This window comes from Microbacterium sp. CFH 31415, assembly GCF_022538185.1.
Classification (GTDB): Bacteria; Actinomycetota; Actinomycetes; order Actinomycetales; family Microbacteriaceae; genus Microbacterium.
This window is the reverse complement of record NZ_JAKYXC010000005.1, coordinates 61,567-87,070: the sequence shown is the minus strand read 5'-3', so window position 1 is coordinate 87,070 and position 25,504 is coordinate 61,567. Positions and strand designations below refer to the sequence as shown.

Annotated in this window: 24 protein-coding genes; 20 read left to right on the top strand and 4 right to left on the bottom strand. The window is 70.7% G+C overall.

What is annotated here, in order from left to right:
* Window positions 1-316: 316 nt before the first annotated feature.
* The 3 genes from dnaB to MK786_RS06990 are packed head-to-tail and all read left to right on the top strand — an operon-like array spanning window position 317 to window position 2,919.
* Complete coding sequence (gene dnaB, locus MK786_RS07000) at window positions 317-1,696, top strand: replicative DNA helicase (RefSeq protein WP_191764910.1); 1,380 nt, start codon at window positions 317-319, stop codon at window positions 1,694-1,696.
* A gap of 54 nt (window positions 1,697-1,750) precedes the next feature.
* A complete protein-coding gene (locus tag MK786_RS06995; protein ID WP_241111515.1) occupies window positions 1,751-2,509 on the top strand; it encodes a class I SAM-dependent methyltransferase in 759 nt (252 codons plus the stop codon).
* Window positions 2,510-2,538: 29 nt separating this feature from the next.
* Window positions 2,539-2,919 (top strand): PPOX class F420-dependent oxidoreductase, encoded by a 381-nt coding sequence (locus MK786_RS06990; protein WP_241111514.1) that lies wholly within the window; start codon window positions 2,539-2,541, stop codon window positions 2,917-2,919.
* 3 nt (window positions 2,920-2,922) lie between these two features.
* On the opposite strand, the gene MK786_RS06985 is transcribed toward MK786_RS06990, so the two are convergent.
* Window positions 2,923-3,375 (bottom strand): hypothetical protein, encoded by a 453-nt coding sequence (locus MK786_RS06985; RefSeq protein WP_241111513.1) that lies wholly within the window; start codon window positions 3,373-3,375, stop codon window positions 2,923-2,925.
* Between the two features lie 165 nt (window positions 3,376-3,540).
* Between MK786_RS06985 and MK786_RS06980 the strand changes: the two genes are divergently transcribed.
* The 3 genes from MK786_RS06980 to MK786_RS06970 all read left to right on the top strand — a co-directional run bounded on the left by MK786_RS06980 (window position 3,541) and on the right by MK786_RS06970 (window position 6,045).
* Window positions 3,541-4,923, top strand: coding sequence for a pyridoxal-dependent decarboxylase (locus MK786_RS06980; RefSeq protein WP_241111512.1), 1,383 nt, complete (start codon window positions 3,541-3,543; stop codon window positions 4,921-4,923).
* An 85-nt stretch (window positions 4,924-5,008) separates the two neighbouring features.
* A complete protein-coding gene (locus MK786_RS06975) occupies window positions 5,009-5,722 on the top strand; it encodes an acyl-CoA synthetase (protein WP_241111511.1) in 714 nt (237 codons plus the stop codon).
* The gene (locus MK786_RS06970) at window positions 5,719-6,045 is read left to right on the top strand and encodes an amino acid transporter (RefSeq protein WP_191764897.1); all 327 of its coding nucleotides are present in this window, start codon (window positions 5,719-5,721) and stop codon (window positions 6,043-6,045) included. Before MK786_RS06975 ends, MK786_RS06970 begins: the two co-directional genes overlap by 4 nt.
* 182 nt (window positions 6,046-6,227) lie before the next feature.
* Here the strand turns inward: MK786_RS06970 and purB are convergent, their stop codons facing one another.
* Together purB and MK786_RS06960 are read right to left on the bottom strand one after the other, a co-directional pair.
* On the bottom strand, window positions 6,228-7,625 hold the full coding sequence (gene purB, locus MK786_RS06965) for an adenylosuccinate lyase (RefSeq protein ID WP_241111510.1): 1,398 nt from the start codon (window positions 7,623-7,625) through the stop codon (window positions 6,228-6,230).
* Between the two features lie 36 nt (window positions 7,626-7,661).
* On the bottom strand, window positions 7,662-8,168 hold the full coding sequence (locus MK786_RS06960; protein WP_241111509.1) for a low molecular weight phosphotyrosine protein phosphatase: 507 nt from the start codon (window positions 8,166-8,168) through the stop codon (window positions 7,662-7,664).
* A gap of 173 nt (window positions 8,169-8,341) precedes the next feature.
* On the opposite strand from MK786_RS06960, the gene MK786_RS06955 reads away from it, so the two are divergent.
* From MK786_RS06955 to MK786_RS06945, 3 genes are all read left to right on the top strand, one after another.
* Complete coding sequence (locus MK786_RS06955; RefSeq protein ID WP_241111508.1) at window positions 8,342-11,599, top strand: ExeM/NucH family extracellular endonuclease; 3,258 nt, start codon at window positions 8,342-8,344, stop codon at window positions 11,597-11,599.
* Between the two features lie 176 nt (window positions 11,600-11,775).
* Window positions 11,776-12,054 (top strand): hypothetical protein, encoded by a 279-nt coding sequence (locus tag MK786_RS06950; RefSeq protein ID WP_241111507.1) that lies wholly within the window; start codon window positions 11,776-11,778, stop codon window positions 12,052-12,054.
* Entirely contained in the window at window positions 12,054-13,418 is a 1,365-nt protein-coding gene (locus tag MK786_RS06945; RefSeq protein ID WP_241111506.1) for a hypothetical protein, read from the top strand. The genes MK786_RS06950 and MK786_RS06945 overlap by 1 nt, the downstream gene beginning before the upstream one ends.
* On the opposite strand, the gene MK786_RS06940 is transcribed toward MK786_RS06945, so the two are convergent.
* Complete coding sequence (locus MK786_RS06940; protein ID WP_241111505.1) at window positions 13,390-13,782, bottom strand: phage holin family protein; 393 nt, start codon at window positions 13,780-13,782, stop codon at window positions 13,390-13,392. The genes MK786_RS06945 and MK786_RS06940 overlap by 29 nt on opposite strands.
* A gap of 110 nt (window positions 13,783-13,892) precedes the next feature.
* On the opposite strand from MK786_RS06940, the gene hisC reads away from it, so the two are divergent.
* From hisC to MK786_RS06885, 11 genes are all read left to right on the top strand, one after another.
* Window positions 13,893-15,014, top strand: a complete 1,122-nt coding sequence (gene hisC, locus MK786_RS06935) for a histidinol-phosphate transaminase (RefSeq protein WP_241111504.1) — start codon at window positions 13,893-13,895, stop codon at window positions 15,012-15,014.
* 5 nt (window positions 15,015-15,019) lie between these two features.
* Window positions 15,020-16,177, top strand: coding sequence for a thiamine pyrophosphate-dependent enzyme (locus MK786_RS06930; RefSeq protein WP_241111717.1), 1,158 nt, complete (start codon window positions 15,020-15,022; stop codon window positions 16,175-16,177).
* A 14-nt stretch (window positions 16,178-16,191) separates the two neighbouring features.
* Entirely contained in the window at window positions 16,192-17,157 is a 966-nt protein-coding gene (locus MK786_RS06925) for an alpha-ketoacid dehydrogenase subunit beta (RefSeq protein WP_225221756.1), read from the top strand.
* 209 nt (window positions 17,158-17,366) lie between these two features.
* The gene (locus tag MK786_RS06920; protein WP_241111503.1) at window positions 17,367-18,734 is read left to right on the top strand and encodes a dihydrolipoamide acetyltransferase family protein; all 1,368 of its coding nucleotides are present in this window, start codon (window positions 17,367-17,369) and stop codon (window positions 18,732-18,734) included.
* A 71-nt stretch (window positions 18,735-18,805) separates the two neighbouring features.
* Entirely contained in the window at window positions 18,806-19,786 is a 981-nt protein-coding gene (locus MK786_RS06915; RefSeq protein WP_241111502.1) for a metal ABC transporter solute-binding protein, Zn/Mn family, read from the top strand.
* Window positions 19,783-20,604: a metal ABC transporter ATP-binding protein gene (locus MK786_RS06910; RefSeq protein ID WP_241111501.1), complete on the top strand. Its 822-nt coding sequence runs from the start codon at window positions 19,783-19,785 to the stop codon at window positions 20,602-20,604. The genes MK786_RS06915 and MK786_RS06910 overlap by 4 nt, the downstream gene beginning before the upstream one ends.
* Window positions 20,601-21,464, top strand: coding sequence for a metal ABC transporter permease (locus MK786_RS06905; RefSeq protein ID WP_241111500.1), 864 nt, complete (start codon window positions 20,601-20,603; stop codon window positions 21,462-21,464). The genes MK786_RS06910 and MK786_RS06905 overlap by 4 nt, the downstream gene beginning before the upstream one ends.
* 414 nt (window positions 21,465-21,878) lie before the next feature.
* Window positions 21,879-22,292 carry a Fur family transcriptional regulator gene (locus tag MK786_RS06900; RefSeq protein ID WP_241111499.1) on the top strand — a complete coding sequence of 138 codons (414 nt, stop codon included), beginning with the start codon at window positions 21,879-21,881 and terminating at the stop codon, window positions 22,290-22,292.
* Entirely contained in the window at window positions 22,279-23,298 is a 1,020-nt protein-coding gene (locus tag MK786_RS06895) for a permease (protein WP_241111498.1), read from the top strand. The genes MK786_RS06900 and MK786_RS06895 overlap by 14 nt, the downstream gene beginning before the upstream one ends.
* Window positions 23,291-24,088 carry a TIGR03943 family protein gene (locus MK786_RS06890; RefSeq protein ID WP_241111497.1) on the top strand — a complete coding sequence of 266 codons (798 nt, stop codon included), beginning with the start codon at window positions 23,291-23,293 and terminating at the stop codon, window positions 24,086-24,088. The genes MK786_RS06895 and MK786_RS06890 overlap by 8 nt, the downstream gene beginning before the upstream one ends.
* Window positions 24,078-25,490 carry a hypothetical protein gene (locus tag MK786_RS06885; RefSeq protein WP_241111496.1) on the top strand — a complete coding sequence of 471 codons (1,413 nt, stop codon included), beginning with the start codon at window positions 24,078-24,080 and terminating at the stop codon, window positions 25,488-25,490. Before MK786_RS06890 ends, MK786_RS06885 begins: the two co-directional genes overlap by 11 nt.
* The last annotated feature ends 14 nt before the right edge of the window (window positions 25,491-25,504 follow it).

The following is a 25,504-nucleotide window of genomic DNA, read 5'->3' as shown; positions in this document are numbered from 1 at the left end:
ACCGCCATTTCGCTAGGCTTTCCCCGCCGAACTACGCAGATTCTCCACAGGGGTTGTTCACAGGTCTATCGGCGTTTCACGCAGGCTCTCCACAGAGTTATCCACAGCCTCTGTTGCGGCTGTCGGAACCCCTGCCTACCGTGGACTTCGGCACTCCGGGGGAGAGCGCGGCACGTCTCAGACGACGAGGTCCGGGTCAGCGCCGGCTCTCCCGCCGCACCCGCTTCGCCACAGCCGCGTTCCTTCTGCGGCGCGTGCGCACCCGACTCGGCGAGCCGTCCGGACGGAACCCGAACACGTGGAGGATCCTGCATTCATGTCGATCGCCGACATCTCCGAAGAGCGCATGGGCGGCGGACCCCGTGAGTTCGAGCGGACTCCCCCGCACGATCTCCTCGCCGAGCAGAGCGCCCTCGGAGGCATGCTGCTGTCGAAGGACGCCGTGGCCGACGTCATCGAGACGCTCCGCGGCGCCGACTTCTACATCCCGAAGCACGAGCTGATCTTCGAGGCGATCCTCACCCTCTACTCGCACGGTGAGCCGACCGATGTCGTCGCGGTCACCGACGAGCTGATCAAGACGGGCGAGCTGCAGCGCGCCGGTGGTGCCGACTACCTGCACACGCTCACCTCCATCGTCCCGACAGCCGCCAACGCCGGGTACTACGCGTCCATCGTCTCGGAGCGCGCGCTGCTGCGCCGCCTCGTCGACGCCGGCACCCGCATCGTGCAGATGGGCTACTCGGGTCAGGGCGAGGCGCTCGACCTCGTGAACAATGCGCAGGCCGAGATCTACTCGGTCACCGGCGCCGAGGCCGCAGAAGATTACGTGCCCCTCACGATCGCCGTCGACGCGGCCGTGGAAGAGATCGAGGCGGCCCGCGGTCGCGACGGCCAGATGACCGGCATCCCGACCGGTTTCTCGGGTCTCGACCAGCTCACCAACGGTCTGCACCCCGGCCAGATGATCATCATCGCCGCACGACCCGCCATGGGTAAGTCGACCCTCGCGCTCGACTTCGCGCGGGCCGCGGCGATCAAGCACGACATGCCGACGATCTTCTTCTCCCTCGAGATGGGGCGCAGCGAGATCGCGATGCGCCTCATGAGCGCCGAGGGATCGATCCCGCTGCAGGCGATGCGCAAGGGAACGCTCGACTCGCGCGATTGGACGACGATCGCCGCGACGCGAGGTCGCATCAACGACGCGCCGCTGTACATCGACGACAGCCCGAACATGACGCTCGTCGAGATCCGCGCGAAGTGCCGTCGTCTCAAGCAGAAGGCTGGGCTGAAGATGGTCGTGATCGACTACCTCCAGCTCATGACGAGCGGCAAGCGCGTCGAGTCGCGTCAGCAGGAGGTCTCGGAGTTCTCGCGGGCCCTCAAGCTCCTCGCGAAGGAGCTGCAGTGCCCGGTGATCGCGCTGTCGCAGCTGAACCGTGGTCCCGAGCAGCGCGCCGATAAGAAGCCCGCGCTGTCCGACCTCCGTGAGTCGGGCTCGATCGAGCAGGACGCCGACATGGTCGTGCTGCTGCACCGCGAGGCGGCCTACGAGAAGGAGTCGCCCCGAGCGGGCGAGGCCGACTTGATCGTGGCCAAGCACCGCAACGGCCCCACCGACACGATCACCGTCGCGTTCCAGGGCCACTTCTCGCGCTTCACCGACATGGCTCCGGCAGGCGACTTCCAGTAGCAGGCCGCTCGCGCACCCGTTGACCACGTCGGCCAGCCGGGCCAGGATGGCCCGATGGTCGACCAGCAGAGGCTCTGGGACGCCGAGGTCGCGCAGAGCTATGACACCCCCGGCGAGGGGATGTTCTCCGCCGACGTGCTCGGCCCAACGGTGGACGTGCTCGCCGAGCTCGCGCACGGCGGACGCGCAGTCGAGTTCGCCGTCGGCACCGGGCGCGTCGCGTTCCCGCTGCGCGACGCCGGTGTCGAGGTCGTCGGCATCGAGCTGTCGACGGCCATGATCGCGCGCCTCCGCGAGAAGGCCAGCGCCGAGCGGCTGCCGGTCGTCGAGGGCGACATGACCACCGCGTACGCCGGCGAGGGTTTCGCGCTCGCCTACCTCGTGTACAACACGATCTCGAACCTGCTGACGCAGGAGGCCCAGGTCGAGTGCTTCCGCAACGCGGCACGCCACCTCGCCCCCGGCGGATGCTTCGTCATCGAGCTGTGGGTGCCCGAACTGCGGGCGCTCGCGCCCGGCTACCGCGGCACGGTGGAGATGAGCGAACCCGGCTACCTGCTCGTCGACACGGTCGACACGCTGCAGCAGCTGATCGTGTCGCACCACGTGCGCTTCGATCCCGAGATCACGGGCAGTCGCGAGGCCCGCATCGGGCGGTCGCCGCACCGTTACATCTGGCCGAGCGAACTCGACCTCATGGCGCGCCTCGCCGGCTTCGAGCTCGAGTCCCGGTGGGCGGACTGGGACCGCCGCGCCTTCACCGGCGAGTCTCGCAGCCATGTGTCGGTGTACCGGCTCCCGGCGAAGTGCTGAGCACCGCCGCCGCGTGCGAGGCTGGACCGGTGCTGACCGACGACGCCCTCGAGTTCCTCCACGAGTACCACCTCGCGACCCTGTCCACCCTCGGGCGTGACGACCGCATCCACGCCGTGCCCGTGGGCTTCACCTACGAGGACGGCGTGGTGCGCGTGATCGGCACCCGCGGCACGCAGAAGTTCCTCAACGCCCAGCGACGCGGCCGGGCGACGATCTGCTCGGTCGACCGCGCGCGCTGGATCAGTTTCGAAGGCACCGTACGGATCAATGATGATGCGGATGCCGTCGCCCACGCCGTCGAGCTGTATGCGGCGCGCTACCGCCCACCGCGCGTGAACCCGGAACGGGTCGTGCTCGAGCTGACCGTCGAGCGCGTGCTCGGCTCGCCCCGGTTCCGCGCCGCCTGACGCCTACGAGACCGCCGCGGTCACGAGCTCGGTGACCCGCTTCTCGACGGCGGCGTTCCAGTCGAGCACTGCGAACGCGGTCGCCCACATGTCGCCGTCGTCGAGGTGGGAGGGGTGCTCGAAGCCGAGCGTCGCGTAGCGGGTCTTGAACTTGCCGGCCGGCTGCACGAAGACGACCATCTTGCCGTCCGCGTTGGCGAAGCCCGGCATGCCGTAGTAGGTCTTGCCGACGAGCTCCGGGGCGACCTCGCCGACGACCTTCACGAGTCCCTCGCAGATCTTCTTGTCAGTGCCGTCCAGCTTCGCGATGACGTCGAGAACGGACTTGAGCCCCGCCTCGCGGTTCTTGCCGGCCTTCTCCTGCGCCCGCAGCTCCTTGGCCCGCTCCTTGATGGCCGCCCGCTCCTCGGCAGACAGTCCGGCCGTCGATTCCCTCGACTCGGTCTTCTCGCTCATGGCGTTCTCCTTCACGGTGTGCGATCTGGTTCACGACCTCGGGCTTCACGCTACGCAGACCGCGCAGCATCCGCTTCTCCAATCCTGATCGGTTCCCCGACCGCCGGAGTGACAACCCGCGCGACGGGATCTACCGTGGACTGTCACCCGATCCATGGAGAAGCCATGACCTCGCCAGCCCCCGAGCAGATGCACGCCATCTCCGACGAGACCCGCCACACCGTCGACGACGTGCTCGACTACGCCCGGCGCCGCGCGCTCTACAAGGACGTGCCGCTCGACAAGCCGATGCGTCCCAACGACCTGTCCCGTCTCGCGTCCGGCTCCATCACCGAGGAGGGCATCGGCGCTCGCCGCGCCATCGCGCTGTTCGAGAACGTGCTGGCCCCGGCGTGCATCTCGACCGACCACCCGGGGTATCTGTCGTTCATCCCCTCCGCACCGAGCAAGGCGTCGCTCGCGTTCGACGTCGTGGTGTCCGCATCCGCGATCTACGGCGGCTCGTGGATGGAGGGCGCCGGCGCCGTCTTCGCCGAGAACGAGGTGCTGCACTGGCTCGCACGCGAGTTCGGGCTGCCCGCGTCGGCGGGCGGGGTGTTCGTGCAGGGCGGCACGATCGGCAATCTCTCGGCTCTCGTGACGGCTCGGGATGCCGCGCGCCGGCGCAACCGCGACGCGGGCCGCCCCGACCCGGCGCGCTGGGCGGTGCTGTGCAGCGCCGAGGCGCACTCGTCGATCGCGTCCGCCGCCGCCGTGATGGACGTCGACGTCATCACCGCTCCTCCCGGCGCCGACGGGCGTCTGCACGGAGACGCGGTCGCCCGCGCGCTCGACGAGCACGCGGATGCGGTGTTCGCCGTGGTCGCGACCGGCGGCACGACCAACTTCGGCATCGTCGACGACATCGCAGGGGTCGCCGTCGCGACGAAGGCGCACAACATCTGGCTGCACGTCGACGGCGCGTACGGACTCGCGGCCATGCTCGTCGAGGAGCTGCGCCCGGCGTTCGCGGGCGTCGAGCTCGCCGACTCGGTGATCGTCGATCCGCACAAGTGGCTCTTCGCCCCCTTCGACGCCTGCGCGCTGATCTACCGCGAGCCCTCCCTCGCGCTGCGTGCGCACACGCAGAAGGCGGAGTACCTCGACACGCTGACCGAGTCGCCGGATTGGAACCCGTCCGATCTCGCGATCCAGCTCACCCGGCGCTCACGGGGGCTGCCGCTGTGGTTCTCGCTGGCGACCCACGGCACCGAGCAGTACCGGGTGACCATCGCGCACGGCATCGACCTCGCCCGCCGGATCGCCGACGAGATCGAGCGGCGCGACGGACTTTCGCTCGTGCGCGACCCGCAGCTCTCGGTGGTGGTCTTCCGCCGGGAGGGCTGGTCGGCCGTCGACTACCAAGCGTGGTCCGACCGCCTGCTCGAGGACCAGCGCGGCTTCGTGGTGCCCAGCTCGCACGCCGGCGAGCCGGTGCTGCGCTTCGCGATCATCAGCCCGCTGACGACGTACGAGCTGCTCGTGGAGATCCTCGACTCGCTCGCGTGACGCTCGGCACCACCCGGCCGCGGCGGCCCTTCGCAGCGGGCCGAACTAGACTGGAGGCATCTCTTCCGTCTCGCAGGAATCCGCCGTGACCTCAGCTTCTTCCGCTCGCACGTTCGACGTGCGCCACGTGCAGCTCGCACGTGCCGCATTCGCGGCGCTCGCCGCGGTCATGATCACGTTCTCGCCTGACCACTCCGCGCAGGTCGGGATGTCGGTGTTCAGCGGCTTCGCGATCGCCACCGGCCTCGTGCTGCTCCTCTCGGTGTGGCTCGTCCATCCCGCCGGCCGGCGCTGGCCCGCCGCCTCCCTCGGCGGCGTGACCCTCGTCGCCGGCATGGCGGGCGGCCTGATGCCGCTGCGCACCGTGACGGGGTTCTTCTCCGTCGTGATCGCATGGGCCCTCGTGAGCGGGGCGCTCGAACTCATCGCCGGCTGGCGCGCGATGCGGGGTCCGCGTGCCCGGCGCGACATCGCCCCCGGCGTCGCCGACGTGCGCCCGGTCGTGGACCCCGGCCCGCGGTCCGACGCCCGCGACGGCGTCGTGGTCGGAGCGGTCGGCGTGCTGCTGGGCATCGCGCTGGCGCTCGTCCCGGCCGGCTACGCACTCACCTACCGCGTCGAGGAAGCGGGCATGACCGGCACCCTGACCGGCATCATCATCGCCGTCGGCATCTTCGGCGTCTACGCCGCGATCGTCGCCGTATACCTGGGGATCGCGGGCTTCTCGCCCCGAAAGGAAGCCGAGGTCGTCACCGAGGCCCCGGCGTCCGCCCCCGCCGACCAGAAGGATCCCGCGTGAGCGACGACCGCCCCACCCGCCGCGACCTCATGAAGCCCCTGCAGCTGCTCGGGCTCGCGTTCGCGGCCGCCCTGTTCGCCGGCATCGTCACGCTCGTGTCGATGGGCTTCTTCCAGGCCGGCGGAAGCGAGCAGACGCGGGCCGCGCTCGTGCTCGCGCTCATCATCGCCGGCATCACGTTCATCGCCGTGCTGCTGATCGTGTCGCTCCTGCTCCTCGCCGTCGACCCGGCTCAGGTGACGAAGACGATCGACAAGCCGGTGCTCATGCCCGATGAGGATGACTCGTCGGATGCCGCGCCCGGCGCCGGCCCGAAGGCCTGACACCTTCCGGCCGGGCTCGTAAGCGCGGCGACCAGCCGGGTCGTTAGCGAGCCGAGCGCCCCTCGCCCAGAACAGGAGATCTGGCGCACGCAGGACGTTTCCCGCCGCGTCTTCCTGTCTCCGCCAGATCACCTGTTCTCGGGGGACTGCCGGCCGGCTCCCGCAGGCGACAGACCTGAGCCTCAGCCGAGCTCGTCGACCAGCTTCGACGCCAGGCCGTCGTACGTCGCAGGAGTGAGGGCGAGCAGCCGCTCCTTCGCCGCGTCGCCGATGTCGAGTCCGCGCACGAACTCGGCGAGCTCCGCGGCGCCGACACGGCGGCCGCGGGTGAGGTCCTTCAGCAGCGCGTAGGGGTCGCTGATCTGCGACCGACCGGCGGCGATCTCCGCCCGCACGACTGTCTGGATCGCCTCGGCGAGCACCTCCCAGTTCGCGTCGAGGTCGGCAAGCAGCACGTCCTCGGCGAGGGAGATCTCGCTCAGCCCGCGCTGCAGGTTGTCGAGCGCCAGCAGCGAGTGGCCTAACGCGACGCCGATGTTGCGCTGCGTCGTCGAGTCGGTGAGATCGCGCTGCAGTCGGCTCGTGACGAGCGTCTGCGAGAGCGTGCCGAGGAGGCCGCCCGCGATCTCGAGGTTGGCCTCGGCGTTCTCGAAGCGGATCGGGTTGATCTTGTGCGGCATCGTCGACGAGCCCGTCGCGCCCGCCACGGGGATCTGCGTGAAATACCCGATGGAGATGTAGGTCCACACATCGGTGGCGAGATTGTGCAGGATGCCGCCGGCATGCCGCACGCGATCGTAGAGCTCGACCTGCCAGTCGTGCGACTCGATCTGCGTCGTGAGCACGTTGAAGCCGAGACCGAGACCTTCGATGAACGAGCGGGTGAGCTCGGGCCAGTCGACGTCGGGATCGGCCGACAGGTGCGCCGACCAGGTGCCCGTGGCGCCGGAGAACTTCGCGAGGTAGTCGCCGGCCGCGATCTGGTCGGCCACGCGCGTGAGGCGCCACGCGAACACGGCGAGCTCCTTGCCCATCGTGGACGGCGTGGCGGGCTGGCCGTGGGTGCGGGAGAGCATCGCGGCGTCGCGGTGCCGTACCGCGAGGTCGGTGAGCGCGTCGATGACCGCGCGCAGCTTCGGCAGCCACACGCGCGCCACCGCGCGCTGCACCGTGAGTGCGTACGAGGTGGAGTTGATGTCCTCGCTCGTGCAGGCGAAGTGGGTCAGTTCGGCGATCGAGTCGAGCCCCAGCGTCGAGAGGCGGTCGCGCACCAGGTACTCGACGGCCTTCACGTCGTGGCGGGTCACCGCCTCCTTCTCGGCCAGCCAGTCGATCTCGGCCTGGCCGAACTCGAGGTAGAGGGCGCGGAGGCGCGCTTTCTCATCGTCGCTCAGCGGTGACGTGCCGAACAGCGACCGGTCGGTGAGGGCGATCAGCCACTCGACCTCGACCTCGACGCGCGCGCGGTTGAGCCCCGCCTCCGAGAGGTAGTCGGCGAGACCGGTGACGGCTTCGCGGTAGCGACCGTCGAGCGGGCTGAGCGGCTGCCACGGAAGAGCGGTGGGATGGAGAGAGGTCACGATGCTCCCGTCGAGACGCAGAGGGCGGCGCCGATGTCAGTGCACCGGACGGATCGCGGGTTCGAGCTGCCGGAAGAGCGCCCGGCTCGCACTCTCGATCATACCGAGCACCTCGTCGAACATTCCGGGCCCGGCATAGTACGGATCGGGCACGTCGAGCGTGGTGGCCGATGGATCGAACCGCAGCAGCAGGGCGATCTTGTCGGCGTCCGATTCGCTGCGCGCCCAGCCCCGCAGGATGCGCTCGTGGCTGCGATCGAGCGCGATCACGAGGTCGCTGTGGGTGAAGTCGGCATGGGTGAACTGCCGCGCGCGGTGCCGCGTGCCGTCGTAGCCGGCGCGGGTCAGGGCGTCGATGGTGCGCTGGTCGGCGCGCTCGCCGACGTGCCAGTCGCCGGTGCCGGCGCTCGTCGATGCGACGCGCGAGCCCAGGCCCGCGGCATCCGCGAATCCTCGGAAGACCACATCGGCCATGGGTGAACGGCAGATGTTCCCGGTGCAGACGAAGACCACGCGAAAGGGATCGCCGGGGGTGGCCGTCATGACCTCCATTCTTGCGCGCCGACAGGGGGTGCCCAAGAGGTGACGGATGCTGCTCAGCCCGATCTTCACCGAACGTTATCGAACTCTCCTCCAATAGCCCTTCCCGCGCGACACGCGCTCGCCTAGCCTTGCGCCGAAGGCCCACCGGCCTTCTCTCATGTCCAGGAGGATCTGTGCGCCGTTCCACACGAGCAACCGTCGCCATAGTCGCCGCCGGTGCCATCGCCCTGACCGGGCTGATCGCGCCCTCCGCGGTGGCAGCCGAAGCCCCGACCGAGCTGTTCATCAGCGAGATGGTCGAGGGGTCGGGCAACAACAAGGCCGTCGAGGTCTTCAACCCCACCGCTGCGCCCGTCGATCTGACCGGCTATTCGATCAGGATGTACTTCAACGGCTCCGCCACCTCCACGCTCACCGTGCCGCTGTCGGGCACCGTCGCCGCCGGTGACGCCTTCGTGGTCGTCAACAGCCAGGCCTCCGAGGCGCTCCAGGCGCTCGGCGATCAGATCGCCACCGGCAGCTGGTACAACGGCGACGACGTCATCGCACTCTTCAACGGCTCCACCGCCGTCGACGTCTTCGGGCAGATCGGGTTCGATCCCGGCACCGAGTGGGGCACCGGCGCGACCGGTGCGCAGGACGCCACCCTCCGTCGCCAGGCCGACGTGTGCGTCGGCGACACCGACGGCGCGAACGCGTTCACTCCCGCCGACGAGTGGGACGGCTTCGCGATCGACACCTTCGACGGCCTCGGCGCCCACACCGCGAACTGCGGCGGCGAGCCTCCCGTGCAGAAGGTCGTGATCAACGAGTTCTCGGCGAGCACCGCCGGCGACGACGTCGAGTTCGTCGAGCTGCTGGCCACCCCGGGCACCGACCTGTCGGGCTACCGCGTCCTCGAGATCGAGGGCGACGCGACCACGACGCCTGCCTTCGGCGTGGTCGACGAGGTCATCTCCTTCCCGGCCGCCGACGCCACCGGCCGCAGCCTGGCATCGCTCGCGAACGGTGCGCTCGAGAACGGCACGCTCAGCCTGCTCCTCGTGACCGGCGCCGTTCCCGCGCCCGGCACCGACATCGACACGAACGACGACGGCGTCGTCGACGAGGGCCTCGGCTTCGAGGTCGTCGACGCGGTGGCCGTGCATGACGGTGGCGCTGCCGACCGCACCTACGGCGGCGTGACGCTGGGGGTCTCGTACGACGGACTGCCGTTCGCGCCGGGCGGGGCATCCCGCATCCCCGACGGCACCGACACCGACACCACCGCCGACTGGGTGCGCAACGACTTCGATCTGGCCGGCATCCCCGGCATCACCGGCACGCTGATCGACGGCGAGGCCGCGTACACCCCGGGCAAGCCGAACTCCCTGACCGTTCCGCCCGTCGACCCGCCCGACATCGAGGCGGGGTGCGAACTGACGCACGTCACCATCGGCTCGGTGCAGGGCTCGGGCATGGCATCGCCCGTGGCGGGGACCGATGTGCTCGTCAAGGGCACGGTCGTCGGCGACTTCCAGACCGGCGGCTTCAGCGGCTACTTCGTGCAGGACGGCGGCGACGGCGACTCCGCCACGTCGGACGGCATCTTCGTCTACGCGCAGAACGGCGATGACGTCGCCGTCGGCGATGTGGTCAGCGTGGCCGGCGAGGTGAAGGAGTTCGAGGGGACGACCGAGATCGTGCTCGCCGACGTGGAGATCTGCGACTCGGGAGTGACGCTCCCGGCGCCGACGTCGTTCTCGCTCCCCGCCACGCCCGCTCAGCGCGAGGCGCTCGAGGGCATGTTCGTCACCCTCCCGCAGACGCTGTCGATCCTCGAGTACTTCGAGTTCGCGCGCTACGGCACGGTCGACGTCGGCCTGACCCGTCAGTCGGTCCCGACGGCACGGTACCTGCCGAGCGACCCGCGGGCGGCCGCACTGGACCTGTCGAACGTGGCCGAGCGGATCACGATCGACGACGGGCGCAGCATCCAGAATCCCGATCCTGCGATCCACCCGAACGGCGACGTGTTCACGCTCGACAACACCTTCCGCGGTGGCGACACCCTGAAGAACGTGACCGGCATCCTCGATGACCGCTTCGGCACGTACGCCATCCAGCCCACCGGCAAGCCGATCTACACGGCGACCAACCCGCGGCCCGAGGTTCCTGAGGTCGGCGGCGATCTCGTCGTGTCGAGCTTCAACGTCCTGAACTACTTCACGACGCTGGACGACCCGAACACGTCTGCCGACGATGACATCGCGCGCGGTGCGAACACCCAGGAGGAGCTCGACCGTCAGGAGGCGAAGATCGTGTCGGCCCTCGCCGCGATCGACGCCGACGTCTTCGGCCTCATCGAGATCGAGAACAACGCCGACTCGCAGGCGCTGAAGACCCTCACCACGGCGCTCAACGAGGAGCTGGGCTCCGAGGTCTATGCGCCGCTCGTCACGGGCAAGATCGGCACAGACGTGATCACGACGGCGATCATCTACAAGCCCGCGTCGGTCACGCCGGTCGGCGACTTCGCCCTGATGAATCAAGCGAAGGACCCGCGCTGGCTCGACAGCCGCAACCGGCCCGGTCTCACGCAGACGTTCCAGGACGCGCGCGGCGCCGCCTTCACCGTCGTCGTGAATCACCTCAAATCGAAGGGCTCGGCGTGCACCGGCGAGCCGGAGGACCCGCTGCAGGGCAACTGCAACATCGTGCGAACGAATGCGGCGAACGCGCTCGCCGACTGGCTCGCCACCGACCCGACCGGTCAGGGCACCGTCGGCCGTGAGCTGATCATCGGCGACCTGAACGCCTACGACAAGGAAGACCCGATCACGGCGCTCACGGCGAAGGGCTACACCGACCTCAACCTGAAGTACCAGGGTGAGGACGCGTACAGCTATGTGTTCGACGGCGAGAACGGCTACCTCGATCACGCGCTGGCCGGTCCCGGACTGCTCGAGGACGTCCGCGGCGCGTCGCCGTGGAACATCAACGCCGACGAGCCGAGCCTGATCGACTACGACATGTCGTTCAAGCAGCCGGCGCAGGACGCCCTGTGGGCGCCCGACCCGTATCGGTCGAGCGACCATGACCCGGTGCTCGTCGGCCTCGAGCTGACGCCGCCCGACACGACGGCGCCGACCATCGAGGCGATCGCCGTCCCGTCGTTCGTCCTCGTGCCGAACAACAAGGATCGCAGCGTCTGGGTCTACCTCCACGCCGACGACGATCGCGGCGAGGTGACGGTCGAACTCACGAGTGTGACGACCAACGGCAAGCCCCGCGCGTCATGGACCGAGATCGACGACACCCACTTCACGGTGAAGGCGGTGAACGGCGCGATCTACACCTTCACCTACACGGCGACGGACGCCGCGGGCAACATCGCGACCGACACCGCGACGGTGATCGTCGGAGTGAAGGGGCTCCTCTCGTACCTGTGACCTCCGGCTGACGACGAGGACGCCGCCCTGCTCGCCGGGGCGGCGTCCTCTCGTTTCGTGAGGAGCGGATGCCGCGGCATCCGCTCTCCTCCTTCACAGGGGTGCGGGCCGCGGAGCCCTGCACAGGTCGGGGTCGACGTCGGTGGCGCGCTGTCGCGTCCGACCAGCATGGGGCGATGCACGATACGACGTGGACAGCAGGGGTCGCCTCCCAGCTCGACATCGTCGCGAGGGAACTGGGGGTGGTCAGCGATCGGCTCGGCGACGCCGCGGCTCTCGCGCGGGCGCTGGCCGCCTCCACCGACTGGCAGTCGTCCGCCGCGACCGCGTTCCACGCCCGAGCCGAGGAGTGGGCCGGCGAGGTGTCGAGCCTGGTGTGCCTCGCCGAGACCGCGCGCCTGTCGGCGGCGCGCGCGCGTGATGCCGTGCTGTTCTCGTGGGATCGGGGCCTCTGATGAGCGACGTGCAGTTCAGCGGCGGCGGGGTCGTCGCCGTCGACACCGAGACGCTGCGGCGTACCGCCGCGCAGTTCTTCGCTGCGCGCGAGGAACTGGACGCGCTGTGCCACCGCGTCGGCGCGCTCGAGATGATGCTCTTCGCCGAGCGCGCCCACTCCTGGGAAGCCGCCGGGGCCGTTGCGACCCTGCGCTCTCGGCTGACAGCGTCCCTCGCGGGCGCGGGCGAGATCGCCGACGCCCTCCGCGAGGCGGCTGCGGTGTACGAGCTCGTCGAGCTCGACGCCCGGCATCATGCCGCCGTGCTCTCGGCCGATCGTGACGCGGCCGCGCGCATCGATCTCCTGCGCGGGGCCTTGGTCGCACGTCATCCCGACGCGGTGGCGGCGGCCGCGGAGGCCCGGTTCTGGTGGACGGTCAACGCGCCCGGCGACCTCGTGCGCGAGGCCACCGAGGTGGGCGTCGTCCTCGGCAACGAGGTCAACGCGACCGGCGCGATCGTCGGCGGCGTGGCGCTGGGTGGGCTCGCGCTCGGTCTGGGGGTCGTGGCCGGGGTCGGCGGGTTCGGCCGGCTCGGCCCCGACGCACGGCTCACGGGGCGGGGCCGCGATCCGGTGACGCTGACGCGGGTGCCTCCTGTCGAGACGCCGACCGTCGCGCCGACCGGCCTCGCCGGCGCTGCGCGGCGAATGCCCGGCGGGGGTGACTCACGCGTGCGCGTCGAGCGGTACACGATGGCCGACGGCTCGCGGCAGTACGCCGTCTATGTCGCGGGCATGCAGACGTTCGCGGCGGGCGGCCACGATCCGTGGGACAACCTGTCGAACGCGCAGCTCTACGCGGGATCGTCCTCGGCATCGTACGAGGCGACCGAGGCGGCGCTCGCCGCGGCCGGCGCCGAGCCCGGCGATGTCGTCCACGCGTTCGGGCACTCGCAGGGCGCGATGATCACGTCGCATCTCGCGCTCGAGGGCGAGTACGACGTGCGCACGCTCGTGTCGTTCGGCTCACCCGTCGAGGCGGACGTCGGTCCCGGGACGCTGAGCGTCGCCATCCGGCACACCGACGACCCTGTCGCCGCGCTCGCCGGAGCGGGTCACGACGGAGCGGTGGGCGCACCGGGCAGCTTCGTCGCGGAGCGCGAGGCCGACTCCCCGTCCGGGCTCGGCGATCTCGGCGTGCCGGCGCACCGGATGATGTCGTACACCGACACGGCGGTCCTCGTCGACGCATCCAGCGATCCGCGGATGGGTCAGGTCCGCGACGTGTTCGCGGGGCTCGCCGAGGCCGAGTCGATCGAGGTGCTGGAGTTCGCCGCCGAGCGGGGCGACGGCGTCAGTCCTTCTTCCGCGGGCGCAGGATGATGCCGAAGATCCAGTTGATCAGCGAGATGATGATCGCCGCCACGAGGCCGAGCCAGAAGTCCTCGACCCGCAGGCCCCAGCTCCAGAAGCTCGTGATCCAGGCCGTGAACCACAGCAGGAACGCGTTGATGAGCAGCCCGATGAGGCCGAGCGTGAGGATGTACAGCGGGAACGCCAGCACCTTGATGACCGTGCCGAGGATCGTGTTGACGAGGGCGAAGATGGCGGCGACCGCCAGCAGCGTGAGCACGAGCTGGAGGGTCTCGCCGGGCGGGAACGGGATGACCGTGACCTGCAGAGCCGTGATCAGAGTGACGACCCAGATCGCGAAGGCATTGACGACGACGCGGATGATGAAGCCCATAGTGAGCACAGTCTGGCACGCGCTCTGCGCGGGTGCGAGGATGCCGTGCCAGGTGTTCGGACGCCCACGTATCCTCCCGTCGGCATACGGCGCGCTCGTAGACTCGCAGGGTGACCGACGCTTCCGACATCCCCATCCGCGTCCGCCCCGAGATCGCTGCACTCCCTCCGTACAAGCAGGGTCGGCAGGCCGGTGGCGACGCGTTCAAGCTGTCGAGCAACGAGAACCCGTTCGACCCGCTGCCCGGCGTCGTCGAGGCGATCCGCTCCGCGACCGCCGTGAACCGGTATCCGGATGCCTCGGCCGCCCGCCTCCGCGAGCGCCTGGCCGAGCGGTTCGGCGTCGCCTCCGACGAGGTGCACATCGGAGCCGGCAGCGTCTCGATCCTCGCGCAGCTCATCCTCGCGACGTCGGGCCCGGGCGACGAGGTGATCTACGCCTGGCGCTCGTTCGAGGCGTACCCGTGGCTCGCCGTCGTCGCCGGGGCGACCGCCGTCGAGGTGCCGCTCACCGAGGGCGCCCGCCACGACCTCCCGGCGATGGCGGCCGCGATCACCGAGCGCACGCGCGCCATCATCGTGTGCAGCCCCAACAACCCGACCGGCCCGATCGTCACCCAGGCCGAATTCGACGCGTTCATCGCGCAGGTCCCGTCCGACGTACTCGTCATGCTCGACGAGGCGTACGCCGAGTTCGTCACCGACCCCGACGCGGTCGACGGCCTGCTCGTCCTCGGCGACGCGACCCACCCGAACGTGGTCGTCCTCCGCACGTTCTCGAAGGCGTTCGGGCTCGCGGGGCTCCGGGTGGGCTACGCCGTCGGCCACAAGCGCATCCTCGACGCGGCGCGGAGCACCAGCATCCCACTGTCCGTCACAGCTCAGGCCGAGGTCGCCGCGCTCGCCAGTCTGGACGCCGAGGCGGAGCTCCTCGACCGGGTCCGCGCGATCGCCGAGCGGCGCGACCAGCTCGTCGCCGCGCTGCGCGACGCCGGCTGGCGGGTCCCCGACGCGCAGGGCAACTTCGTGTGGCTGCCCACCGGCCACGAGACGCTCGCCGCCGCGCAGGCGTTCGACGAGGCGGGCATCATCGTCCGCCCGTTCGCCGGCGACGGCATCCGCATCTCGGTGGGCGAAGAGGAATCGGTCGAGAAGGTGCTGCGGATCGCGGCATCCGTCGTCGCCGACCTCCCCGCCGGTCACGCCGGCACGCGAGAGAGCGTCGAGCGGTGACGTCGATCGACGGGTCGGTCGAGGTCGCGGCTGCAGCACCGGCCGACGATCCAGGCACGGTCCGCTTCCTCGCCGCTGACGGCACGTTCGCCCCATCGCCGGCCGCCGAGCCGTACCGCGCGCTCGTCGACGGACTGGCCGACGCCGACCTCGAGGGCTTCTACCGCGACATGGCGGTCATCCGGGCGTTCGACGTGCAGGCGACCAACCTCCAGCGCCAGGGGCAGCTCGCGCTGTGGCCGCCGAGCTTCGGCCAGGAGGCCGCGCAGGTCGGCTCCGCCCGCGCCGCGCGCACCCAGGACCATCTGTTCCCGTCGTACCGCGAGCACGTCGTCACGCGCATCCGCGGGGTCGACCCGCTCGACATCATCCGCCTGATGCGCGGCCTCACGCACGGCGGGTGGGACCCGACCGACCCGAAGAACGGCAACACGCACATCTACACGCTGGTGCTCGGGGCCCAGACGCTGCACGCGACCGGCTTCGGCATGGGGCTCGTCTTCGACGGGCGCTGCGGCACGGGCGACCCCGAGCGTGACGAGGCTGTCATCGTCTACTACGGCGACGGCGCGTCCAGCCAGGGCGACGTGCACGAGGCGATGGTGTTCGCCGCGAGCTACCGCACGCCCGAGGTCTTCTTCCTGCAGAACAATCAGTGGGCGATCTCGGTGCCGGTCGCGACGCAGTCGCGCGCGCCGCTGTTCAAGCGCGGCGAGGGTTACGGCATGCCGAGCATCCCGGTCGACGGCAACGACGTGCTCGCGAGCTGGGCGGTCACCCGCGTCGCGCTCGAGGGGGCCCGGTCGGGCGAGGGCCCTCGCGCGATCGAGGCGATGACGTATCGCATGGGCGCGCACACCACGAGCGACGACCCCACCAAGTACCGCACGTCCGATGAGGAGGAGTCGTGGCGCCGCCGCGACCCGATCGCCCGCATGGAGGCCTACCTCCGCGGGCGAGGCGCGTCCGACGCCTTCTTCGCCGACGTCGACGCCGAGGCGCAGGCCGTCGCCGATGACGTCCGCACGCGCACGAACGCGCTCGGCGGCATCGACACCGCGCTCATGTTCGACCACGTGTACTCAGAGCCCCATCCGCTCGTCGAGGCGCAGCGGGAGTGGCTCGCCGGGTACGAGGCATCCTTCGAGGAGGGGGCATCGTGACCGACGTGACCACCATGCCCATCAGCCGCGCGCTCAACGCGGGTCTGCGGGCGGCGCTCGCCGGCAGCGACCGCGTGCTGCTCATGGGCGAGGACATCGGCAAGCTCGGCGGCGTGTTCCGCGTGACCGAGGGTCTGCAGGCCGAGTTCGGCGATCGCCGCGTGCTCGACACTCCGCTTGCCGAGTCCGGCATCGTCGGCACCGCGATCGGGCTCGCCATGGCCGGGTTCCGGCCGGTGTGCGAGATCCAGTTCGACGGATTCGTCTTCCCCGCGTTCGACCAGATCACGTCGCAGCTCGCGAAGTTCACGAACCGCCACGAGGGTGCGCTGCAGATGCCCGTCGTGATCCGCATCCCCTACGGCGGCCACATCGGCGCCGTCGAGCACCACCAGGAGAGTCCCGAGGCCTACTTCGCCCACACCCCCGGGCTGCGCGTGGTCAGCCCCTCGACGGCCAACGACGCGTACTGGATGATCCAGGACGCCATCGCCTCGCCCGACCCCGTGATCTTCCTCGAGCCAAAGAGCAAGTACTGGCAGAAGGGCGAGGTCGACACGACGTCACGCGCCCTGCCGCTGCACGCCAGCCGCATCGTGCGTCGGGGCACCGACGTCACGCTCGTCGGCCACGGCGCAATGGTGACGACGCTGCTGCAGGCGGCGGCGCTCGCCGAGAGCGAGGGCACGAGCTGCGAGGTCGTCGACGTGCGCTCGCTGTCACCCATCGACTACGGGCCGATCCTCGACTCGGTCCGCCGCACCGGCCGCATGGTCTACGCGCAGGAGGCACCCGGCTTCGCGAGCCTCGGCGGCGAGGTCGCGGCGACCGTCATGGAGCGCGCCTTCTACGCCCTGGAGGCCCCGGTGCTGCGGGTGTCGGGCTTCGACGTGCCGTTCCCCCCGGCCAAGCTCGAAGGCACGTACCTGCCCGACGCCGACCGCATCCTCGAAGCCGTCGACCGCTCCCTCGCCTACTGACCCCCCGCCACCCACCGCACCGTGCCCGCCACCACCCCGCTCCTCGCCACCCGCCTTCTCGCCCCGGCCCCGGTCCCGATCCCCGCGAGACTGCACCCGTGCACCGAAACCGCATGCGCTGACCGCGGTCTCGGTGCGCGGATGCAGTCTCGCGAGCGGTGGGGTGGGCGTGGAGAGCGTGGCGAGCGGGCTCTCCGAAAGGACCGCACATGAGCACCCAGACGTTCGTCCTCCCCGATGTCGGCGAGGGCCTCACCGAGGCCGAGATCGTGTCGTGGCACGTCGCACCCGGCGACACCGTCGCGGTCAACGATGTCCTCGTCGAGATCGAGACCGCCAAGTCGCTCGTCGAGCTGCCCTCGCCCTTCGCGGGCACGGTCGGCGACCTGCTCGTCGGAGAGGGCGAGACCGTGGACGTCGGCGCGCCCATCATCACGATCACAGCGGGAGCGGATGCCGCGGGCCCGGCCACCGTCGGACAGTCCGAGCACGGTGCCCCGGCCGATGCGCCGGCCCCAGCGGGTGAGGGCGAGGGCGCGGTCCTGGTCGGCTACGGCACGGGCGGACCCGTGCAGTCGCGCCGCCGCAAGCCTGCTGCCACCGCACAGGAGCGGGTCGAGGCATCCGTCGGCGTCGTCGCCAAGCCCCCCATCCGCAAGCTCGCGCGCGACCTCGGCGTCGACCTCACCGCGGTCGCGCCCACCGGCCCCGCCGGCGAGGTGACACGCGACGACGTCGTGAAGCACGCGTCGCAGGCCAGCGTCTTCCGCAACATCGAGACGCCCGACTGGGGCGACGTGCGGGAGGAGACGATTCCGGTGGCGGCATCCCGTCCGGCAGCCGTCGCTCCGGCGGTGCCGGCCCCCGACGCAGGCGGCCGCGAGGAGACGATCGCCGTCAAGGGCGTGCGCAAGGCGACCTCGACCGCGATGGTGCAGTCGGCCTACTCGGCGCCCCACGTCTCGGTGTGGACGGACGTCGACGCCACGCGCACGATGGAGCTCGTCAAGCGGCTGAAGGCCTCGCCCGACTTCGCCGACGTGCGCGTCTCGCCGCTGCTCATCATGGCGCGCGCCGTGATCTGGGCAGCGCGGCGCACGCCGATGGTGAACGCGGCGTGGGTCGACGGCGAGAGCGGCGCCGAGATCCGCGTGCGCCGGTACGTCAACCTCGGGATCGCGGCCGCGACGCCACGAGGGCTGCTCGTGCCCAACATCAAGGACGCGCAGGACCTCTCGATGCGCGAGCTCGCCCGGGCGCTCGAGAAGCTCACGCAGACGGCGCGCGACGGCAAGACGACTCCGGCCGATCAGCAGCACGGCACGATCACGATCACGAACATCGGCGTCTTCGGCATGGACGCGGGCACCCCGATCATCAATCCCGGCGAGTCGGGCATCGTGGCGCTGGGCACGATCCGTCAGAAGCCGTGGGTCGTCGACGGCGAGGTGCGCCCCCGGTTCGTGACGACGGTCGCCGGTTCGTTCGACCACCGCGTGGTCGACGGCGACGGGATGTCCCGCTTCATCGCCGACGTCGCGTCGATCCTCGAGGAGCCCGCCCTGCTGCTGGACTGATGACCGCTCGTTCCGCGGTGTCCTCCGCCCGCCAGTTTGAGAACGATTATCAATAGCGTTAGAGTGGAGGCATGACCTCCCCCCTACGTTCACTGATCGTGCTCGGCCTCGCCGCGGCATCCGCTCTCGCACTTGCCGGCTGCGCGAGCAGCACACTCGCGGGCGACGGTGCTGACGGTGGCGTATCGGTCGTCGCGTCGACGAACGTGTACGGACAGATCGCCGAGCAGATCGGCGGCGACCTCGTCGAGGTGACGTCGATCGTGTCGAACGAGTCGCAGGATCCGCACTCGTTCGAGCCGAGCGCACGCGACCAGCTCGCCGTCGCGAAGGCCGATCTCATCATCGAGAACGGCGGCGGCTACGACGCCTTCATCGACGCGCTCATCGAGTCGAGCGGCGCCGGGGCCCCCGTCCTCACCGCCGTCGAGTTCTCGGACCAGTGGCCGGGCGGCGCAGCCCACGATGACAGCGACGACAGCGACCATGCCGACGAGGACGGCGACCACGGGCACGAGCACATCGAGGGATTCAACGAGCACGTCTGGTACGACCCGCACGCGATGGCGGACCTCGCGCTCGGCGTCGCCGCGCAGCTCGAGGCGCTGAGCCCGGCCGACGCCGACGTCTTCGCCGCGAACGCCGAGGCCTTCGTCGCCGAGGTCGAGGGCCTCGAGGCCTCGCTCGCCGACATCGCGGCCACCCACGCGGGCGCCGAGGCCTTCGTCACCGAGCCCGTGCCCGCCTACCTCATCGCTGCCGCGGGTCTCGAGAACGTCACGCCCGACGCCTTCACGGAGGCGGTGGAAGAGGGACAGGATGTCGCGCCCGCGACGCTCCTCGAATCGATCGCCCGCTTCGAGGACGGCGACGTGAAGCTCGTCGTCACCAACACGCAGACCGCCGGCGCCGAGACCGCGCAGATCGTCGGCGAGGCGGACGGTCGCGGCATCCCCAGCATGGCGTTCTCGGAAACGCTCCCCGAGGGCCAGACTTACATCTCGTGGATGCAGGCGAACATCGAGGCGCTGAGCGGCGCGCTGGAGTCGTGAGCGACCCCGCGCCCGCCCTCGAGATCCGCGGCGCCGCACTCCGCCGCGACGACCGCGAGCTCTGGGCCGGACTCGATTTGGCCGTCCGTCCGGGCGAGCTGATCGCCGTGCTGGGGCCGAGCGGGTCGGGCAAGACCACGCTGCTGAGGGCGATCCTCGGGCTCGAGCCGCTGAGCGCCGGTTCCATCACGGTCCTCGGCGAGCCGGTCGGCAAGCGGGGCAGCCGTCGCGTCGGGTACCTGCCGCAGAGCCGGCCGCTGCCGCCCGACACCGCGCTGCGCGGGCGCGACCTCGTCACCCTCGGCGTCTCGGGCCACCGGTTCGGTCTTCCCATCCCGCGCCGCGGCGACCACGCCCGGGTGGACGCCCTCATCGACGCCGTCGGCGCGCGGGACTTCGCCGACCGGCCGGTGGGTGAGCTGTCGGGCGGCGAGCAGCAGCGACTGCGCGCCGGTCAGGCGCTCGCCGACGAGCCCGGACTGCTGCTGTGCGACGAGCCGCTGACGAGCCTCGACCTGGCGAACCAGCAGGCGGTGATCGGCCTCATCGACCGGCACCGGCGAGAGAAGGATGCCGCGGTCCTGCTCGTCACGCACGACATCAACCCCGTCCTGGGCAAGGTCGACCGCATCCTGTACCTCGCCAACGGCCGCTTCACGCTCGGCACCCCCGACGAGGTGCTCAACTCGCGCGTGCTCACCGACCTCTACGGTGCTCCGGTGTTCGTGCTGCGCGCGGGTGACCGGCTCGTGGTCGTCGGTGCGCCCGATGCCGAGGCATCCCACCACCATCACGCCCACGACGAGGACCACGCATGAACTGGGACGACATCGCCGACGCGATGTTCGGCGGCCTGCCGGTGTACGGCGAGATCCTCGGGCTCGTGTCGAACTCGGTGTGGGCGGGGGCCGTGCTGGGCCTCGTCGGCGGGCTGATCGGCGTGCTCGTGATGCAGCGCGACATGGCGTTCGCGGTGCACGGCATCAGCGAGCTGTCGTTCGCGGGGGCGGCGGCGGCGCTGCTGATCGGCGTCGACGTCGTCACCGGGTCGATCGTGGGGTCGATCCTCGCCGCGGCGATCATCGGCTGGCTCGGTGCGCGGGCACGGGACCGCAATTCGATCATCGGCGTGCTCATGCCGTTCGGGCTGGGTCTCGGCATCCTGTTCCTCTCGCTGTACAACGGGCGCAGCGCCAACCGGTTCAGCCTGCTCACCGGCCAGATCGTGTCGGTGCAGTCGGGGCAGCTCGGCTGGCTCATCGTGATCAGCGCGATCGCCCTCCTCGGGCTGCTGCTGATCTGGCGGCCGCTGCGCTTCGATTCGCTGGACCCGCAGTCGGCGGCGGCGCGCGGTGTGCCGACGACCGCGGTGTCGCTGGCCTTCATGGTGCTGCTGGGGCTGATCGTCGCCGTCGCCGTGCACATCATCGGCGCCCTGCTCGTGATGGCGCTGCTGGTCACCCCGGCAGCGGCGGCGATGCGGGTCGCGACCGGACCGATGTCGGTGCCGCTCCTCGCCGCGCTCTTCGGATTCGTGTCGGCCGTGGGCGGCATCCTGCTCGCGATCATGGGCACGCTGCCCGTGAGCCCGTACATCACGACGATCTCGTTCGTGATCTACGTGGTGTGCCGCGGCGTAGGCGCCCGCCGTGGCCGCGTGATCCGCGCTGCCGCATGAACCGACGGCGCCTGACACGAACCGACGGCGCCTGACCCGGTCGCTCAGCGCCGACTCCCCTTCGCTCACCTGTCACGAAACGCCGTGCGCGGCGGCACGATGCGACAGGTGAACAGCAGGCCCGGGTGAGCGGGGGGCTCACCTGTCACGAAACGCCGTGCGCGGCAGCACATTGCGACAGGCGAGCGGCAGGCCCGGGCGAGCAGGGGGCTTGCCTGTCACGAAGTGCCGTGCGGGGTGGCACATTGCGACAGGCGAGCGTCAGGCCCGGGTGAGCGGGGGGCTCACCTGGCACGAAACGCCGTGCGCGGCAGCACATTGCGACAGGCGAGCGCCAGGGGCACAGGCGGGCGGAAGGGGCGCAGGCGAGCGGACCCGGGCGGCGTTCAGGGGGCCGCCGGTAGACTTACCCCTATGGCCCAGCGCAATACGTGGCAGCGCGAGCGCGTGCGCGAAGCGCTTGCCGACGCCCGCGGATTCGTCAGCGCGCAGTCGCTTCACGCGACCCTGCGCGACGAGAACACCGGCATCGGACTGGCCACCGTCTACCGGGCGCTCGCCGGCCTCGCAGCCCAGGGCGACGCCGACTCCCTGCAGAGTCCCGAGGGCGAGGCGCTCTACCGCGCCTGCACCAGCAGTGGGCACCACCACCACCTGATCTGCCGCAGCTGCGGGCTCACCGTCGAGATCGAGGCCACGGATGTCGAGCAGTGGGCCAAGCGGACCGCCGAGCGCAACGGCTTCCGCGACGCCGAGCACATCGTCGACATCTTCGGGCTGTGCGCCACCTGCGCGAAGGCCCGGGACGAGCAGAGTGTCGCGGACTGACCTTCGGCCCGCGGCTCCGACGCGCACGGCCCGCACTCTCGTCGCGCTCGCCATCGGCGCGGCGGTCGTCGCGGCGCTGTTCCTCATCGACTGGCTCGTGCCGACGCTGTTCCCGGCATCCCTCCCCACGCGCGCGCAGGACGGACTGACCCTCGCGATCAGCGTGCTGATCGAGTCCCTGCCGTTCGTGATGCTCGGCGTGATCCTGTCGATCGCGGTGCAGGTGTGGGTGCCACCAGGCGTGCTCGAGCGATGGATGCCGCGCCGCGCGTGGGCCCGCCGGGCCGTGCTCTCGCTGCTCGGCATGATCGTGCCGGTGTGCGAGTGCGGCAACGTGCCGTTCGCACGCGGCCTGCTCATGCGCGGGTTCAGCGTGCCGGAGACGATGACCTTCCTCATCGCAGCTCCGATCGTGAACCCGATCGTCATCATCACCACGCACCAGGCGTTCGGCTTCAGCGACGGCATCCTCATCGCACGCCTCGTCGGCGGGTACCTCATCGCGAACCTGATCGGGTGGCTCTACAGCCGTCACCCGTCGCCCGATGCGCTGCTCACCGACCGGTTCCGCGACACCTGCGAGCTCGTGACGCACGAGCCCGGCGGGAAAGGCCGTCGCAGCATCGCCCAGTTCGTCGTCGAGCTGCGCGCGGTCATGCCCGCGCTCATCATCGGCTCGGCGCTCGCCGGCGCCGTGCAGGTGCTCATCCCACGAGAGACGCTGCTCGCGATCGGCTCGAACCCGGCGCTGTCGATCGTCGCAATGATCGCCCTCGCGATGGTCGTCTCGATCTGCTCGAACGTCGACGCGTTCTTCGCCCTGTCGTTCGCCTCGACGTTCACGCCCGGGTCGATCGTGGCGTTCCTGCTCGTCGGGCCGCTCGTCGACGTCAAGATGCTCGCACTCATGCGCACGACTTTCACGACCCGCACGCTCGCCGGGATCGTCGTCATCGTGGTGCTGTCGGCCTTCGCCATCGGGACGGCGGTGAACCTCCTTGCGTAGGTCGGAGTGGATCGGCACGCGGTGGCTTGGCGTCGGGCTCGCCGCGATCCTCGCGGTCGTCACGCTCGGCCTCGCCGTGACGGGGCGCCTGGGCCTGTACATCAACCCCGACTCCACCTGGTTCGCAGTCTCGATGGCGGTGGTCGCGCTCGTCGGCGCGATCGCGTCGTTCGCCCTGCCGCTCGGCGCCGAGGCCGATCACGGCCACGATCACGACCACGGCCACGGCGACGCCCGCACAGCCGATGGCGCACACGCCGGCGAAGACACCCTCGACCACCGTCCGTCGCACCCGCTCGGGGTCGCCGCGAGCGTGGTGGGCGGGGTCGCGGCATCCGGAATCGCGGTCCTCACCCTTGTGCTGCCGCCTGCGTCGCTCTCCGCCGAGCTTGCGATGTCGCGCGACGTCGGTGCGACCCCGCTGTTCGCGGGAGCGGATGCCGTCACCCTCGCCGCGACCGGAGACACGTCGTCGTTCGGGGTCGGCGAGTGGGCCACGGTCTTCGCCACGGCCACCGACCCCGAGGCGTTCGACGGCGACCCGATCGAGCTCACGGGGTTCGTCACCCCCGGCGAGGACGGCGCCTTCGACCTGACGCGCCTGGTCATCACGCACTGCGTGATCGACGCGCAGCCCGCGAGCGTCGCCGTGGGCGGCGCGGGGAACCCGGGCACGGGGCAGTGGGTGACGGTGACCGGCACGGTGCGGGCCACCTCCGACGGGCGCCTCGAGATCGACGCGGCCTCGGTCGAGGAGATCGACGAGCCCGAGGACCCGTATGAGTACTGAGCCGTCGACGCGCCGCTCTCACGGCCGCCGTCGGCGCGGTCGCGCGTTCGCCGCCGCCTTCGCGATCGTCGTCGGTCTGCTGGCGGTGTTCGGACTGGCCGGTGCCGCGGCGACCGTCGCGCAGGGGCCACGGGTGACGCAGGTGCAGGTCGATCCGGCTGCGGCGGCCGCGGCATCCGGCGGCCGTCTCATCATCACCACCACGCAGTCGCTCGCCGAAGTGGACCCGTCACAGGTCACCGTCACACCCGCGACGCCGTTCGCGGTCGACACCGCCGGTCGCAGCGTGGGCATCCGCTTCGCCCTCCCGCTGTGGGACGACACCGCGTACACCGTGGAGATCGCCGACGTCACGTCGCTGGGCGGCGGCCCGACGGCGGGGATCGCCGAGACCTTCCGCACGCCGGCTGCCCAGGTCGAGCTGCTCCAGCGCGGCGCCGACGGCGACACGATCTTCCGCACCGACCTCTCGGGCGAGAACGCCGTGCCCGTCTTCACCCACCCGCACATCGAGGACTTCCGCGCGACGTCGACCCACCTCGTGATGTCGGTGCGCACTGAAGACGACCGTGCCGGGCTCGTCATGACCGACCTCGACGGCGCGAACCCCCGCGAGCTCACGCTCCCGGGCGACGGATTCGTGTCGAATCTGCAGAGCGCTGACCGCGGCGACACGATCGGGTTCACCTTCTCGGATGCCGCGATCACGGCCGACAGCGGACGCGAGAGCCTGCTCTACACGATGTCGCTGAGGGACCCCGATGCCGAGCCGGTCGAGATCGCCGTCGAGGGCGCCGATCCGCGCATCGCCGAGTGGCGCTTCGTTCCCGACACCGACAGCATCCTGCTCCTGTCGTTCGACGGGTCGCTGCTGCTGACGGGCTCCGAGGGCGAGGGCGCGACGGCGCTCGGCTCGGCCGTGACGATCGAGGGCATCGCGCGCGGCTCGACCGCGGCGGTCGTCGAGCGGGTGGAGGGGCTGGTGTCGATCGACCTGACCGACGCCGCCGACGGCCCGCTCGTACCGCCCGACGACGACCCCGGCCCGGTGAGCACCGTGACCCCGCTCCCCGACGGATCGACGATCCGCACGGCGGCCGTCCTCGAGGCCGACGGCGCGCCCACGGGCCGGACGTCGATCTCGCTCGTCGCGTCCGACGGGATCACGCGTCTGCTGAGCGAGGTCGCCGACACGGATGCCGTGCTGCAGGTGTGCGTGTCGCCCAGCGCGCGCTACGCCGCCGTCCTCGTCGCGCCGGACGCCGTGGCCAACCCCTATGACACCTACCAGCTCCCGCTCCCCGAGCGCACCGAGACCAGGGTCCTCGAGCTCGCCGACGGCGCCGAGGTGGTCTCGCTCGCGGGGTCGTCGATCTCGTGGTGCCAGGTGCCACCGGCCTGACCCGCCCTCTGACG